9 protein-coding genes and 1 pseudogene are annotated in these 15,381 nt (G+C 46.6%); 7 read left to right on the top strand and 3 right to left on the bottom strand.

Going from position 1 to position 15,381, the window contains the following annotated elements:
* The first annotated feature begins 377 nt into the window (after nt 1–377).
* The 3 genes from QUB66_RS22005 (at nt 378) to QUB66_RS21995 (ending at nt 2,936) form a co-directional block, all read left to right on the top strand.
* The gene (locus QUB66_RS22005; RefSeq protein ID WP_265234303.1) at nt 378–623 is read left to right on the top strand and encodes a hypothetical protein; all 246 of its coding nucleotides are present in this window, start codon (nt 378–380) and stop codon (nt 621–623) included.
* Nucleotides 624–748: 125 nt separating this feature from the next.
* Entirely contained in the window at nt 749–2,770 is a 2,022-nt protein-coding gene (locus QUB66_RS22000) for a ShlB/FhaC/HecB family hemolysin secretion/activation protein (protein WP_332969731.1), read from the top strand.
* 13 nt (nt 2,771–2,783) lie between these two features.
* Nucleotides 2,784–2,936, top strand: coding sequence for a WD40 repeat domain-containing protein (locus QUB66_RS21995; RefSeq protein ID WP_332969730.1), 153 nt, complete (start codon nt 2,784–2,786; stop codon nt 2,934–2,936).
* 109 nt (nt 2,937–3,045) lie between these two features.
* On the opposite strand, the gene QUB66_RS21990 is transcribed toward QUB66_RS21995, so the two are convergent.
* The 3 genes from QUB66_RS21990 to QUB66_RS21980 form a co-directional block, all read right to left on the bottom strand.
* A complete protein-coding gene (locus QUB66_RS21990) occupies nt 3,046–3,420 on the bottom strand; it encodes a type II toxin-antitoxin system VapC family toxin (protein WP_332969728.1) in 375 nt (124 codons plus the stop codon).
* The gene (locus QUB66_RS21985) at nt 3,417–3,632 is read right to left on the bottom strand and encodes a hypothetical protein (protein WP_332969727.1); all 216 of its coding nucleotides are present in this window, start codon (nt 3,630–3,632) and stop codon (nt 3,417–3,419) included. Before QUB66_RS21985 ends, QUB66_RS21990 begins: the two co-directional genes overlap by 4 nt.
* 120 nt (nt 3,633–3,752) lie before the next feature.
* Nucleotides 3,753–4,058, bottom strand: coding sequence for a hypothetical protein (locus QUB66_RS21980; RefSeq protein WP_332969726.1), 306 nt, complete (start codon nt 4,056–4,058; stop codon nt 3,753–3,755).
* A 337-nt stretch (nt 4,059–4,395) separates the two neighbouring features.
* Here QUB66_RS21980 and QUB66_RS21975 point away from each other — a divergent pair, with 337 nt between their 5' ends.
* The 4 genes and pseudogenes from QUB66_RS21975 to QUB66_RS21960 all read left to right on the top strand — a co-directional run.
* Complete coding sequence (locus tag QUB66_RS21975) at nt 4,396–7,338, top strand: two-partner secretion domain-containing protein (protein WP_332969725.1); 2,943 nt, start codon at nt 4,396–4,398, stop codon at nt 7,336–7,338.
* A 36-nt stretch (nt 7,339–7,374) separates the two neighbouring features.
* Entirely contained in the window at nt 7,375–10,422 is a 3,048-nt protein-coding gene (locus QUB66_RS21970; protein ID WP_332969724.1) for an S-layer family protein, read from the top strand.
* A 36-nt stretch (nt 10,423–10,458) separates the two neighbouring features.
* The gene (locus QUB66_RS21965) at nt 10,459–13,482 is read left to right on the top strand and encodes an S-layer family protein (protein WP_332971275.1); all 3,024 of its coding nucleotides are present in this window, start codon (nt 10,459–10,461) and stop codon (nt 13,480–13,482) included.
* 144 nt (nt 13,483–13,626) lie between these two features.
* A pseudogene (locus tag QUB66_RS21960) lies at nt 13,627–15,321 on the top strand (two-partner secretion domain-containing protein); the annotation flags it as partial.
* Nucleotides 15,322–15,381 lie beyond the last annotated feature (60 nt).

The following is a 15,381-nucleotide window of genomic DNA, read 5'->3' as shown; positions in this document are numbered from 1 at the left end:
GCTACAAGACCACAAAATTAAGGGATATTTTATGAAAGTCAACTATCAAGAAATAATTGATGCAACAGTCAAGGAGTTGAAAATACTTTTGTCACAACAAACTGTAATTGACCGACTAAAAATCCAAGCACTTTATTGCTTAAAAGCTGGCTATAGTCTAATACCAATTTAAAAAATCCTTGCCACAATACTCTTAGTTGAGTTTGTTTATTCAAATATTGTCGGTGGTGCGTCGCTCTCGCTTATTTTTCGTCTTTTTTGGGATATTATCGATGGCGACACACCATATTAATATTCTTGCATTTATTTGTCAAATTGGTGGTATAACTTGAGATGGAATTCCCAGGCAATTTCCCGCATAGAATCGAGACTTGAATATGAGAGAAGCTATCAAATTTTCCGCCGTTTGGTTTGACCAAGTTCTGGCGCGCCGAGTCGGATACGAGCCAATACAAAAATGGATCGCCAAAGTCGATCATGGCAACCAAAAAATTGGTAACAAAGACGATATTGACAAATCCTGTCAACTGTCAACTGTTAAGATATTTTTGCGGATCGGCATCCGGTTGCTGCGTAATTTGTGGCAGATGAACGAAAAGCTCGATCGAGCTTTTGGTTTTTAGCTGTTGGGAAACTGTTAGCAGCGACGGTTGTTACCTTGTTTTCGGTTAAGATTAATTTTGAGTATAGGGTGCACAGGTTCCTTAAAATATTTCCACCCAATGCAGCTAAACAGTAACTCGATCATATGAACTGTCAATCGCAAAAACTATTTTTAATTGCTGGAATCTTTGGATTACTTTGGTTGGGAAAACCCGCTAAAACATCCGCGAGCAACGTTGAAATCTTGACCTCAAATGTTGAGGATTTGGCAGCAGTCAGCAGCGGAGCCGATCGACCTTTGCTTCCCACTGACGAGATCAGCCACCGCGAAGACTTGCGTGCCCAAGAATTAGACCGATCGACTTTGGCGCCAGTTGTACCTGTCGAGAGTCCCGATTTACAGCCGGAAGTTGCCAATTCTGTCGATCGCACATTAGCCATAAAAGCCCAAGAAACCGAGCTTTCTAACCAGGGTAAACTAGAAGAAAGTATTAGCGCCAAAAAAACGGGTTTGGATAGCGATCGAGATTCGCAGCTCAGCCAACTGCCCAACCCAATTCAACCCAGAGAGCCGGAATTACCTGTACCAACAGCCCCGCAACCTCCGCCACCGTCTCCCCTCCAACCAACCCCGCTCACACCAGTTCCCGGCGACTTGAGACCGGGGATTCCGGGTACAATTCGGGTTTTGCGCTTTGAATTTGAGGGAAACACAGCTTTTAGCGATCGCGAACTTGCAGAAGTGACAAAACAGTTTGCGGGGCGCGAAATCACCTTTGCCGAACTGATCGCAGCAGAAGCGGCTGTGACTCAAAAATACGTAGCAGCAGGATACATCAATTCCGGCGCTTTAATTCCCGCCAACCAAACCTTTCCCAGAGAAGGAGGTGTGGTGAAAATTCAGATTATCGAAGGCGGATTAGATGCAATTGAGATTAGTGGAAACAAGCGTTTAAATGCAAATTACGTGCGATCGCGCCTAGAGCGCGCCACCAGAAGACCACTCAACCGCGATCGCCTGCTGGAAGCCTTGCAAATGCTGCAACTCGACCCCTTAATTGCCAATATTTCCGCCGAATTGCAAGCCGGAAGCCGCCCGGAAAACAGCCGATTGGAAGTGCGGATCAAAGAAGCAGACAGCTTTAGTGGTGAAGTGTTCGCAGACAACAATCGATCGCCCAGCGTCGGCAGTTTTCGGCGCGGTGTGCGCGTCAATCAAGGGAATTTGCTCGGTTTGGGCGACGGGTTAGAGGTCTCCTATGCTAACACCGATGGCAGCAACGAATTCAACGGCAGCTACACAGTTCCCGTCAACCCGCGCAACGGCACGATTCGGTTCGCTGCGAGTGCTGCGAGCACCAACGTGATCGAGGAACCCTTTGCTGCGGCCGAAATTGAGGGGAAATCCCGCACTTACGAGTTAACTTACCGCCAGCCGATTGTCGAAAAGCCCGATCGCAATTTAGCTGTGGGAGTAAGTTTATCGCGCCAAGAAAGCGATACATTCCTGTTGGGAGAAAGATTTGCGCTATCGGCGGGAGCCAACGAGCGCGGCGAAACGCGGGTTTCGGCGGTGCGGTTTTTTCAGGAATACGTGCAGCGGAATACCAGTCAAGTGTTCGCGGCGCGATCGCAGTTTTCCGTCGGCACCAATTTTTTGGGCGCTACTGCGAACGATAGCAGCCCTGATAGTCGCTTTCTGTCGTGGCGGGGACAAGCCCAGTATGTGCGGCTGTTAGCACCGGAAACCTTGCTGATTGTGCGTTCTGACATTCAATTAGCCGATCGCCCGCTGCTTTCTCTCGAACAAATCGGGATCGGTGGCGTGCAAAGCGTGCGCGGATATCGCCAAGATTTGCTGTTAACTGATAGCGGTGCGATCGCATCTGCGGAAGTGCGAATCCCGGTTTGGCGGGTGCCGAAAGTCAAAGGATTGTTGCAGGTTGCTCCGTTTATCGATTTTGGGGTAGGGTGGAACCATTCGGGAGAAAAACCGAATCCTGACTCGGATAAGTTGTTGGGTGCGGGTTTGGGGCTGATTTGGCAAATGGGCGATCGCTTGAATGTGCGTCTAGATTATGGTATTCCTTTGATTAATGCTCGATCGGGCGATCGAACTTTCCAAGAAAAAGGCTTATACTTTCGGATTAATTACTTTGCTTTCTAAATTGTAGGTTGGGTTGAGTGCGATCGAACGCTTCGCTTCGCCCAACACTTTCATCTTTAGCGCTGACGGTCAAATTTTATTAAGTGGCGGCCTCGATCGCACGATTAAGTTGTGGGATGTCGCCACCGGACGTTATATTAGAACGTTGATGGGCGATCGGCTGTAGGTCGGCATGAATATTCGAGAAGCAACGAGATTGACGACTATTTCTACTGACGCTTTAAACTGTCCAATCTTCGATCAATAACCCTGTTACTTTACCAAAATCTCTATGATTACGGGTTAACAAAATCAACCCACGGAACATTGCAATTGCCGCGATCCGAGCATCCATCGAGAGCCAGTTGAATCCGTTGTGACTGTAATCGATCAAATGTTGTAGCCGCACCTGCATCGAATGAGACAAGGGGCAACACTTTGAAGTCACTAACGAGCCGCGCCATCATTGTATACCCTTTCACTACGTCATCCGGGTTACGAGCACGATTAATATAAGCGTGACAGCCAAGCATCTGTTCATGAAACGTTACAGTCGATACGGCAAAATCTGATAGTGGGTACTGAGCTATGCGCGTCGAAAGGTTGCTAAAATCCCTCCCTGCTTGACGTTGAAGAATACTCAGATGATCTGTATCCAGTAAATATTTCATAGCTCATCTTGAGCTTCGAGGAGAGACTCATCCCCTTGGCGAATCGCTCGTCCTAATGCAAGTAGCTCCTCAAAGGCAGGTTCATCTTTGAAAGACCCTATAATTTGTTGCAACCAATTCGTTGGTTGAGAAGCCACAATTTGCTTCTGCAACTGTGCGATCGCTGCTTCCACTGCTGCAAGCCGTTCCTCTAAAGAAGTGTTAATTGCCATTTGAGTTTCCCTAATTAATCCTTCCTATCTAAAGCCTATCTAAAGTATAGCAAGTCATGTCCAAACAATCTGCTCCGCGCAAAATTACATCGCCTGTAACCTCAACATTGCCTGAGCCATTCACAACTTGCAATTGGTTTTGCTAGACATATAACGAAGTTCAAGTGCGTTGCAAAAGCTATTCAGGCGATTCAGCAAAGCATTGTAATAGAGGTAGGCATCATCTCGTTCATCTTCCAGAAGAGCATACAGGGTCAGTTCTGGCTCTGCTGCTAGACGATCTTTAGGAACATCTAAGCCGGCTTCGGCTAGGCGCGTTGCTGCGATCGCGACTAACAATGACCCAACTGTATTCGTCTTACCATGATGAAGCTCGTCGAATCCAGGTAGAATTAGCTCCGCTCCCGGCAACTCATTCAAGCTCATGACTGTTCCTCCTCTGAGTTACGTTCAAAACGTTCGATCAAGTTCTCAACTTTGCTTCTAAGCACTGAACCCTGAGCTTCTCTACCCAAGACTTGCATCAATCGTTCTATCTTCTGAGAGTCAACGTTCGGACGCATATTCTACACACATATTTAAACAGCAACAGATTTCCTCAGCCGTCGCACTGAAAAAAGCTATCTTTATTATATTTGGGAAAAGTCCACTTTAGTGGTGAAAGAGAGTCAATCGAACACTGGGGCGATCGCACTGATATAATCCAAATATATAATTCTGATGGAACCGGAAACGATATTATTTATATAACAGGATTTAAGCTATGTCTCGCCTGTCTTCCAGCCTACTGTTTGCTTTTCTGTTGCTATTTCCCTCGAAAACCTTCGCCCAAATCATCCCCGACAGCAGCTTGGGCGCAGAAAGTTCGCGCACAATTCCCAATAATATCAACAATTTACCCTCAGATAGAATCACTGGTGGTGCAACTCGCGGCTCGAATCTCTTTCACAGTTTCCGCGAATTCAATATCAAAGAAGGCCAGGGAGCTTATTTAGAAAATCCTAACGGTGTTTCTAACATTTTCACCCGCGTTACGGGCGGTAAATCCTCAAATATTTTAGGAATTCTGGGAGTTTTAGGAAATGCTAATTTATTTTTAATTAACCCGAAAGGGATTGTATTCGGGCAAAATGCGCGGTTAGATTTGCGCGGTTCGTTTATCGGTACAACCGCTGACAGTGTTGTGTTTAATAACGGCTTTGAATTCAGCAGCACCAACCCACAACCACCGCCACTTTTAACAGTTAATATTCCCGTGGGTTTAAGATTTAGAGACAGTCCCGGTACAATTGTCAATCAATCGACGGCGACGGGAAAGAGCAACCTGCCAGCATCTCCGATGCCAATTCCGATTACAAATAAAGTTGGTTTAGCCGTAGATCCAGGTCAAACTTTAGCACTGATTGGTGGCGATATCCAAATCCCAGGCGGCAATTTAACCGCTAGTGGCGGACAAATTTCACTCACTAGCATAGCCAGTCCCGGTTTAGTTAATTTGGCACTGACATCGGGCCGGCAGCAGGGAAGTTTAAGTTTGAATTATGACAATATTCAGAACTTCGGCAATATTCAAATATCCAATGGAACACTCATCAACACCAGCGGCATCGGTGGCGGCAGAGTAGAGTTAAAAGGTGGAAATATTACCCTCGACGCGGCGCGATTTTATGCGATTACACTGGGCAATATTGATGGTAGAGGTATCGATATCGACGCCCAAAAGTTGCGATCGCAAAACGGCACGCAATTTTCTACTTTGACTCTAGGAGATGGTGCCGGAGGTAATATCAATTTCCGCGCTGCTGATTCAATAGAAATGAGCGGGCTGGGAGTTGATGCCTTTCAAAAGGTGGCAATTACATATCTGGTATCGGGAACCACAGACCCGTTTGATCCGCTATTTACGCTGTTTAATGCTAGTGCAGGTGCTGGTGCTGGGGGGAGTATTACCTTCGACACCGGACGCTTGCTATTCAACAATGGGGTACTGGGTAGCGGGATAACTTTTGGTGCTGGCCGGGGCGGCAATTTGATTGTTCGCGCCAATACTTTTGAAATGGTGGGTTCTGGAGTCAACAACGGGACGGCGAAAGAAAGTACCGGGGCGGGAGGAGGTATTAGTATTGATGTCAGTCAATTAATTATGCGCGACGGTTCTCTTCTGGGTACTACGAGTTACAGCAGCGGCCCGTCTGGGAGTATTAATGTTAAAGCTGCTGAATCAATCGAATTGTCTAACCGCGGCCCGAGAACAGTTGTGTCAACCGGAATTAGCACACTAACTATCGGTTCTACCGGACGTGCTGGTAATATTAATGTTGAGACGAAGCGGTTGAGTCTCTCTGGGGGTTCTGCGTTTACATTAGGAACGGGTGTATTGATTGGCAGGCTTTTGTTTTCTCAGGATGGCGGGCCTGCGGGAAATTTAACTGTTAGGGCGAGTGAATCAGTGGAAATTTCCGGTATTTCTCCACTTTTGACCAGCGGAATTCAAAATGCTAGTGGGCTGACTTCTGGAACTTTGAGCTCTAGTCGGGGCGGGGATATTCGGATTGATACGCCCAGCCTAACTGTGCGGGATGGGGGGATTATTTCTACGAGTTCTTTGGGTAGGGGAGATGTGGGGAATATTACTGTTAATGCCGATCGCATTTTAGTCAGCGGCAGCGGCAATAACGGTCTGTTTGTCAGTACAATTGATGCTTCGGTTGGCAAGACTTTTGGTACTAATCCCAATGCTACAGCAAATGCTGGCTCGTTGAATCTGACGGCGCGCGATCGACTAACCGTCAGAAATGGAGCTACAGTAACGGTGCAGGCTACGGGAACCGGGCGCGCTGGTAATATCAATATTGTCGCAAATGCGATCGACCTTGACAACAAAGCCAGAATTGATGGTACAACTGTATCGGGTACAGGGGCAAATATTAACCTGCAAGCACAAAACATCCAATTGCGGCGCGGGAGTCGAATTACCACCGATGCAGGCAATTCTGACGGCGGCAATATCAACATCAAAAGCAATACTTTGCTGGCTATTCCCCAAGAAAACAGCGATATCACCGCCAACGCCCGCACAGCCGCCGGTGGCCGCGTGAATGTCAATGTCCCAAATGTCTTGGGCTTTGCAGCAGTGGGGCGCGAACAAGTCAGAAGCAGGTTGAATCTCAGTGACGCCCAATTTGCAGCTTTGCAAGTAAGTCCTACTTCTCTGCTTCGGAGTAGCGATATCGCCGCGATTTCCCAAAGTGGGGGCCCGGCTTTGCAAGGTACTGTTAATTTTAGTTCTTCTGGGGTGAATCCCGCTCAAGGTTTAGTAGAGTTGCCGCAAAATGTTGTGAATCCGGCTGCGTTAATTGCGGCAAATCCCTGCATCGAAGGGGCCGATAACGAGTTTACTGTTACTGGAAAAGGGGGAGTGCCGCCGAGTCCTAATGATGCCCTCAGCAGCGCAGAAATACCGTTTCCGTGGGTGGAAGAAGAAGGAAGAAGGAAGAAGGAAGAAGGAAGAAGGGAGGAAGAAGAAGGAAGAGGGAAGAGGGAAGAAGGAATGCGGGAAGAAAGGGGGAAAAAAGCTCAGGAAGTTGTTCCGGCGCGGGGTTGGGTGGTGAATGCTCAAGGAGAAGTTACGCTGGTGGCTGCTGACGATGCGGGTCAATTTCCAGGGCGCACGAAGCGCCAAGTGTCGGGTTGTCCGCCCCGATGAGCTCAAAATAGTTTATGCTTGAAAATTTTTCGCAGAATGTCAGCTAACAATAGGTTAATTATGGTTTCCCAACATCTCTTTTTCTGGCAACTATCCAAAATCAACGAACTCAAAAACCGAAATAAATACTATATTTCAGCAGCGATTCAGCTTTTATTTGTGAGTTGTTATTTGTGCCTGTTTCCCACTTGCAGCCTCGCTCAAATCGTCCCCGATGGCAGCTTGGGCGCGGAAAGTTCGCGCACTGTTCCCGATAATATCAACAATTTACCCTCAGATAGAATCACTGGCGGTGCAACTCGCGGCTCTAATCTCTTTCACAGTTTCAGAGAATTTAACGTGGGTGAAGGCAGAGGAGCATATTTTGCCAATCCTAACGGCATTGCTAATATTTTTACCCGTGTTACTGGGGGTAATCTTTCCAATATTTTAGGCGTGTTGGGAGTGCAAGGAAATGCTAACTTATTTTTACTTAATCCCAAAGGAATTCTCTTCGGCCCTAATGCGAGGTTAGATTTACGCGGTTCATTTATCGGTTCAACTGGTAGCGGTATTCTCTTTGATAATGGCTTTGAATTTAGTGCAGCTAATTCTAATGCAGTGCCATTGTTAGCGATTAATATTCCTGTGGGTTTGAGATTTAGAGAAAATCCCGGCACAATTGTCAACTCTTCCCAAGCAATTGGCCCCACACCAACTTTACCGCCATTGCCCATAGAAATTCCTGTGTCTAATAAACTTGGTTTGACAGTAGATCCCCGTCAAACTTTAGCATTAATTGGTGGAGACATTCAACTACAAGGTGGAAACTTAACAGCTTATACCGGACAAATTATTCTGGGAAGTGTGAAAAGTCCCGGCTTAGTGCAATTTGAACCAACGGCTTTAGGTCTAAAGTTAGACTACGGAAATATTCATAATTTTGGCAATATTGAAATGAATGAGGCACTTATAAATACCAGTGGGTTAGGAGGTGGAAAAATTGACATTCAAGGTGGAAATGTCACAGTCAGCAGTTCAGGAATTTATAGCTTAACACTAGGGGATATTGATGGGAGAGGAATTGACATTAATGCTCACAATTTACGAGTAGATAAAGGATCGCAAATTCTCACTTCAACTCTGGGGGATGGAAAGGGGAGTAATATTAATATCCGCGCTACTGACTCAGTAGAAATGGTTGGGTTGGGAATAGAAGGCTATCAGCGATTTTATACCCAATATATATTATCTGGAACTCTTAACCCATTTGATCCCCAAATTGTAATTAATAGTGGTACTGTCGGTAGTGGAGCCGCTGGAGAGGTTAATATCAATACCGGAAGGTTGCTGCTGCGTGATGGCGTAGTGGGCGGTACTGCCACCCTGGGTGCTGGAAATGGGGGCAATCTAACTGTCCACGCTCAAACCTTCGAGATCGTCAGTTCAGCAATCAATAATGGAACAACTAAAGAAAGTACCGGCTCTGGCGGCAGCATTAATATTGAGGGCGAACGGTTAATCATACGGGATGCTGGTGGTTTGGTTAGCATCAGCCGTAGTGATGGAGCATCGGGGAATATCACGATTAAAACAACTGAATCTGTAGAATTGTCGGGTGGTATTTCTGGAAGTGCCGCGCAAACTCGTATCGGTACAAACTCTTTTGATGGCAATGGCAAATCCGGGGATATTACCATCGATACTAAGCGGCTAACTGTTACTGATGGAGCCTCAATTAGTTTATCTACGGGTGCAGTTATTGGGCAAGTCGTATTTTCTAGGAATGGGGGGTTAGGAGGAAATTTAAGTGTGAGAGCTTCCGAGTCAATTGAAGTTAACGGCGTGTCTGGAGTTTTGGCAAATGTAGGATTCGGAGCGAGTGCTTTGGCTACTCAAACTTCAAGTTCTGGTCGGGGTGGAGATATCTACCTCTCTACGCCCATACTCAATCTGCGAAATGGGGGGATTATTTCTGCGGCTGCGTTGGGTGAAGTAGATGCCGGAAATATTACAATTGATGCCGATCGCATAGAAGTTCAAGGCAAAGGAAGTAACGGTCTGTTTGGAAGTAGAATAGAGGCTTCGGCTGGCAGTTTTTCGATTATTGTCAATCCCAATGCTACGGGGAATGCGGGTTCATTGAATTTGAATGTAAATCGATTGAGTATCCGAGATGGCGGAACGGTTAGCGTTCAGTCTTTAGGAAGGGGAAGGGCTGGAAATATTAATGTTTTAGCTGACTCAATTGACTTGGATAACCAAGCTAGTATTGACGGTAGAACTAACTCTGGCGGTGGGGGAAATATTAATATCAGGACACAAGATATTCAATTGCGCCGAGGGAGCCGAATTACAACGGATGCAGGTATTGCTGAGGGTGGAAATATCAATATTAACAGTGAGATTCTGGCTGCTTTACCCAAGGAAAATAGCGATATTACTGCGAATGCGCGATCGGCCCAAGGTGGCCGCGTGAATGTCAATGTCTCCAATGTCTTGGGCTTTGCAGCAGTTAGCCGCGAACAAGTCAGAAGCAGGTTGAATCTCAGTGACGCGCAATTTGCAGATTTGCAAGTAAGTCCTACTTCTCTGCTTCGGAGTAGCGATATCGCCGCGATTTCCCAAAGTGGGGGCCCGGCTTTGCAAGGTACTGTTAATTTTAGTTCTTCTGGGGTGAATCCCGCTCAAGGTTTAGTAGAGTTGCCGCAAAATGTTGTGAATCCGGCTGCGTTAATTGCGGCAAATCCCTGCATCGAAGGGGCCGATAACGAGTTTACTGTTACTGGAAAAGGGGGAGTGCCGCCGAGTCCTAATGATGCCCTCAGCAACGCAGAAACACCGTTTCCGTGGGTGGAAGCAGAAGGTTCGGCAGCGGATTCTGTAACGGATGTAACGGATTCGGCAGCGAGCACTGTACGGGATTTAACGGATGTAACGGATAGAGGTTCGAGGGAAGAAAGGGGGGAAAAAGCTCAGGAAGTTGTTCCGGCGCGGGGTTGGGTGGTGAATGCTCAAGGAGAAGTTACGCTGGTGGCTGCTGACGATGCGGGTCAATTTCCAGGGCGCACGAAGCAGCAAGTGTCGGGTTGTCCGCCCCGATGAGCTCAAAATAGTTTATGCTTGAAAATTTTTCGCAGAATGTCAGCTAACAATAGGTTAATTATGGTTTCCCAACATCTCTTTTTCTGGCAACTATCCAAAATCAACGAATTCAAAAACCGAGATAAATACTATATCTCAGCAGCGATTCAGCTTTTATTTGTGAGTTGTTACTTGTGCTTTTTTCCCACTTCGGGCCTCGCCCAAATCGTCCCCGACAGCAGCTTGGGCGCGGAAAGTTCGCGCACTGTTCCCGATACTATCAACAATTTACCCTCAGATAAAATCACTGGTGGCGCAACTCGCGGCTCTAATCTCTTTCACAGTTTCAGAGAATTTAACGTGGGTGAAGGCAGAGGAGCATATTTTGCCAATCCTAACGGCATTGCTAATATTTTTACCCGTGTTACTGGGGGTAATCTTTCCAATATTTTAGGCGTGTTGGGAGTGCAAGGAAATGCTAACTTATTTTTACTTAATCCCAAAGGAATTCTCTTCGGCCCTAATGCGAGGTTAGATTTACGCGGTTCATTTATCGGTTCAACTGGTAGCGGTATTCTCTTTGATAATGGCTTTGAATTTAGTGCAGCTAATTCTAATGCAGTGCCATTGTTAGCAATTAATATTCCTGTGGGTTTGAGATTTCGAGATAATCCCGGCACAATTGTCAATCAGTCAATTGCTCCTAACCCATCACCGCCTGACATTCCCTTACCAGTACCAATTTTCAAGAATATTGGTTTAGCAGTAGACCCCGGTCAAACCTTAGCGCTAGTAGGGGGAAATATCCAATTCAACGGGGGAATCGCTACCGCCAGTAGCGGACAAATTCTTCTGGGAAGCGTCAAAAGTCCAGGTTTAGTGCAATTTGAACCAACAGCTTTAGGTCTGAATTTAAACTACAGCAATATTCAGAACTTCGGCAATATTGACATGAATGGTGCATTGATAAATACCAGCGGATTAGGAGGTGGAAAAATTGACATCAGGGGTGGAAATGTAACTCTCAGTAATTCAGGAATTTATGGACTGACCCTGGGAAATATTGATGGTAGAGGTATTGACATCAATGCCAAAAACTTACGATTAGATCAGGGGGCGCAAATTTTCGCCTCTACACTGGGAGAGGGGAAAGGGAGCAATATTAATATTCGCGCTACTGACTTGGTAGAAATGATCGGCCTAGGAATTGAGGGCTATCAGCAGCTTACAGAAAATTTTCAGACATCTGGAACAGGGAACCCCTTTATTTCGCAAATTGTTTTGTTTACTAGCACTATTGGTAGTGGAGCCGCTGGGGACATTAACATTGAAGCCGGACGGCTGTTAATGAGCAATGGGGTAGTGGCCGGTGCTCCCACCTTTGGTGCTGGGAATGGCGGAAATCTGTCTATCCGCGCCAACACCGTCGAACTCGTCAGTTCAACGCTCTATAACGGAACAACGAACGAAAGCACTGGTCAAGGCGGAAACATCACTGTTGAAGCCCAACGGTTAATGCTGCGCGATGGCGGTGCTTTTGCCAGCTTCAGCCTTAGTGATGGAGCATCGGGGAATATTGCGATTAAAGCTAGTGAATCTGTGGAATTGTCGGGTAGTCTCCCTGTAGGTTTAGGGCAAACTCGGCTCGGTACGAATACTTTTGATGCTAATGGAAAAGGTGGGGATATTACCATCGACACTAAGCGATTGAGTGTTTCTAATGGAGCCACAATTAGTTTAACGACGGGTGCGATTTTTGGCGAAGTCGTGTTTTCTACAAGTGGGGGGACTGGAGGAAATTTAACAGTGAGAGCCTCCGAGTCTATAGAAGTGAGCGGCGAGTCAAGATTTTTGGGGAATGCGGGCTATGTAGCAAGTTCTTTTGTTACTCAAACTGCAAGTTCTGGTAGGGGTGGAGATATCCGCCTCTCAACACCTAAACTAACTGTGCAGAATGGCGGCGTTATTTCTGCGGCTTCTTTGGGTATAGCAAATGCAGGAGATATTACAATTAATGCCGATCGCTTAAAAGTGCAAGGTATTGGGAGTAACAGTCGGTTGAGGAGTGGAATTGAGGCCTCGGCTGGTAGGGCGTTTAATGCTATTAATTCCAATGCTACCGGAAATGCAGGGTCGCTGAATTTGAATGCTAATCAATTGATTATTCGGGATAGTGCAGTGGTTAATGTTCAATCTTCAGGAACAGGTAGGGCTGGCAATATTAACGTTGTCGCCGACTCAATTGCTCTGGATAATAAAAGCATAATTGATGGCACGACTGTATCGGGTAGGGGAGCAAATATTAACCTGCAAGCGAGAGACATTCTATTGCGCCGAGGGAGCAGAATTACAACGGATGCAGGTAGTTCTGACGGTGGGAACATCAATATTAACAGTGATATTCTGGCTGCTTTACCCAAGGAAAATAGCGATATTACTGCGAATGCGCGATCGGCCCAAGGTGGTCGGGTTAATATCAATGTCCCCAATGTTTTCGGTTTTAGTTCAGTCACTCGCGAACAAGTTAGAGGTACTTTGGGATTAACAGATGCTCAATTTGCAGCGTTGCAAGTAAGCCCTACTTCCCTAGTTCCCACCAGCGACATCGCCGCGATTTCCCAAAACGCCGGCCCGGCTTTGCAAGGTACAGTAACTTTTAGTTCTTCTGGGGTGAATCCCGCTCAAGGTTTAGTGGAGTTGCCACAAAATGTGGTCGATCCGGCTGCATTAATTGCTGCAAATCCCTGTCTCGAAGGGGGCGAGAACGAGTTTACTGTCACCGGGAAAGGGGGAGTGGCACCGAGTCCTAACGATGCCCTCAGCAGCGCAGAAACGCCGTTTCCGTGGGTGGAAGAAGAAGGAAGAAGGAAGAAGGAAGAAGGAAGAAGGGAGGAAGAAGAAGGAAGAGGGAAGAGGGAAGAAGGAATGCGGGAAGAAAGGGGGAAAAAAGCTCAGGAAGTTGTTCCGGCGCGGGGTTGGGTGGTGAATGCTCAAGGAGAAGTTACGCTGGTGGCTGCTGACGATGCGGGTCAATTTCCAGGGCGCACGAAGCACCAAGTGTCGGGTTGTCCGCCCCGATGATCTCAAAATAGTTTATGCTTGAAAATTTCTCGCCGAATGTTAGCTAACAATAGGTTAATTATGGTTTCCCAACATCTCTTTTTCTGGCAACTATCCAAAATCAACGAACTCACAAACCGAAATAAATACTATATTTCAGCAGCGATTCAGCTTTTATTTGTGAGTTGTTATTTGTGCCTGTTTCCTACTTGCAGCCTCGCCCAAATCGTCCCCGATGGCAGCTTGGGCGCGGAAAGTTCGCGCACTCTTCCCGATAATATCAACAATTTACCCTCAGATAGAATCACTGGCGGCGCAAATCGTGGTGTAAGTTTATTTCACAGTTTCCGGGAATTTAACGTCGGTGCAGGCAGAGGAGCATATTTTGTCAATCCTAACGGCATTTCTAATATTTTCACCCGTGTTACTGGGGGTAATCCTTCCAATATTTTAGGTGTATTGGGAGTGCAAGGCAATGCTAATTTATTTTTAATCAATCCCAGAGGACTTATTTTTGGCCCCAATGCTCGGTTAGATTTGCGCGGTTCATTTATTGGTTCCTCTGCTGCGGGTGTTGTGTTTAATAATGGTTTTGAATTCAACGCTGCGAATCCCAACGCAGTACCATTATTAGCAATTAATATTCCTGTGGGTTTAAGGTTTAGAGACAATCCCGGTACAATTGTCAATCAGTCAAGGGCTGTGGTTGAGGGAGAACGGCTCTTTCCCCCGGAACTTCCCATTGACAACGCTGTTGGTTTAGCAGTAGCTCCCGGTCAAACTTTAGCCTTAGTTGGCGGTGATATCCAACTCACAGGCGGTAATTTAACTGCTAGTACCGGACAAATTAACTTGGGTAGTGTGGCGAGTCCGGGTTTAGTTAGTTTCGAGCCAACTGCGCTAGGTTTGAATTTAAATTATGATAATATTTCCAACTTTGGTAACATTCAAATAACCAACGGATCGCTGATTAATACCAGCGGACTCGGTGGTGGCAAAGTGGATATTAGAGGTGGAAATGTCAGCCTGAGTGGTTCGCGAATTTATGCACTGACACTGGGAAATATTGATGGTAGAGGCATCGATATCAATGCCCAAAAGTTGCGGGCAGAGGGTGGAGCACAAATCTCCACCCTGACAGTGGGAAATGGTACGGGGGGTGCTGTGAATATCCGCGCTACCGACTCAGTTGAACTCAGTGGGATTGGATTTGAGAGTTATCAACAGTTTCTCGCTAAGTTTCTGACATCGGGAACCATCGACCCTTTTGACCCGCAAATTGTTCTCATTGGTGCCACTGGTGGTTCTGGAAACTCCGGAAATATTACGATTGATGCCCCTAGAGTGCTGATAGAAAATGGGGTGGGATTAGGTAGCGGCACGTTAGGTTCCGGCAATGGGGCAAATCTGACCATTCGTGCCAGAGTTTTTGATCTGGCTGGTTCTGCTATCGACAACGGGACATTCGAGGGGAGTACAGGTACAGCAGGAAACATCACCTTTGAGGGAGAACGTTTGATAGTGCGGGATGGTGGTGTTATTGTCAGCGTTACCCGTAGTGACGCAGCATCGGGGAATATCGATATTAAAGCGTCTGAATCAGTAGAAGTGTTACGCAGTCCTACTGGAACTGCGGTGGAAACCCTGATCGGTACGAACGCGATCGGTTTGAATGGCAGGGCGGGAGACATAACCATCGACACGAAGCGGTTGATTGCCTCAGAGGGAGCCGGGATTAGTTTATCAAGTGGTGGCATTATAGGAGAAAGCTTATTTGCTACGACTGGGGGATCTGGGGGGAATTTAACAATTAGGGCCACTGAGTCGATAGAAGTGGCAGGTGTCTCAATACTTCTCGGTTAAGGTCTAAGCGGTACTGAGAATAGAAAAATGAAGCTCCTGGCGCTGAGTACCAGTACC

The sequence above is a fragment of the Microcoleus sp. A2-C3 genome (assembly GCF_036706065.1).
GTDB lineage: Bacteria > Cyanobacteriota > Cyanobacteriia > Cyanobacteriales > Microcoleaceae > Microcoleus.
Note: the sequence above shows the minus strand (reverse complement) of the source record. Positions and strands in the feature narration are given on the sequence as shown.

What these genes read in the sequence shown, in the direction of transcription:
- QUB66_RS22005 (WP_265234303.1), top strand. Translation starts at nt 378, where the DNA reads ATGAGAGAAGCTATCAAATTTTCCGCCGTTTGGTTTGACCAAGTTCTG.
- QUB66_RS22000 (WP_332969731.1), top strand. Translation starts at nt 749, where the DNA reads ATGAACTGTCAATCGCAAAAACTATTTTTAATTGCTGGAATCTTTGGA.
- QUB66_RS21990 (WP_332969728.1), bottom strand. Translation starts at nt 3,420, where the DNA reads ATGAAATATTTACTGGATACAGATCATCTGAGTATTCTTCAACGTCAA.
- QUB66_RS21985 (WP_332969727.1), bottom strand. Translation starts at nt 3,632, where the DNA reads ATGGCAATTAACACTTCTTTAGAGGAACGGCTTGCAGCAGTGGAAGCA.
- QUB66_RS21980 (WP_332969726.1), bottom strand. Translation starts at nt 4,058, where the DNA reads ATGAGCTTGAATGAGTTGCCGGGAGCGGAGCTAATTCTACCTGGATTC.
- QUB66_RS21975 (WP_332969725.1), top strand. Translation starts at nt 4,396, where the DNA reads ATGTCTCGCCTGTCTTCCAGCCTACTGTTTGCTTTTCTGTTGCTATTT.
- QUB66_RS21970 (WP_332969724.1), top strand. Translation starts at nt 7,375, where the DNA reads ATGTCAGCTAACAATAGGTTAATTATGGTTTCCCAACATCTCTTTTTC.
- QUB66_RS21965 (WP_332971275.1), top strand. Translation starts at nt 10,459, where the DNA reads ATGTCAGCTAACAATAGGTTAATTATGGTTTCCCAACATCTCTTTTTC.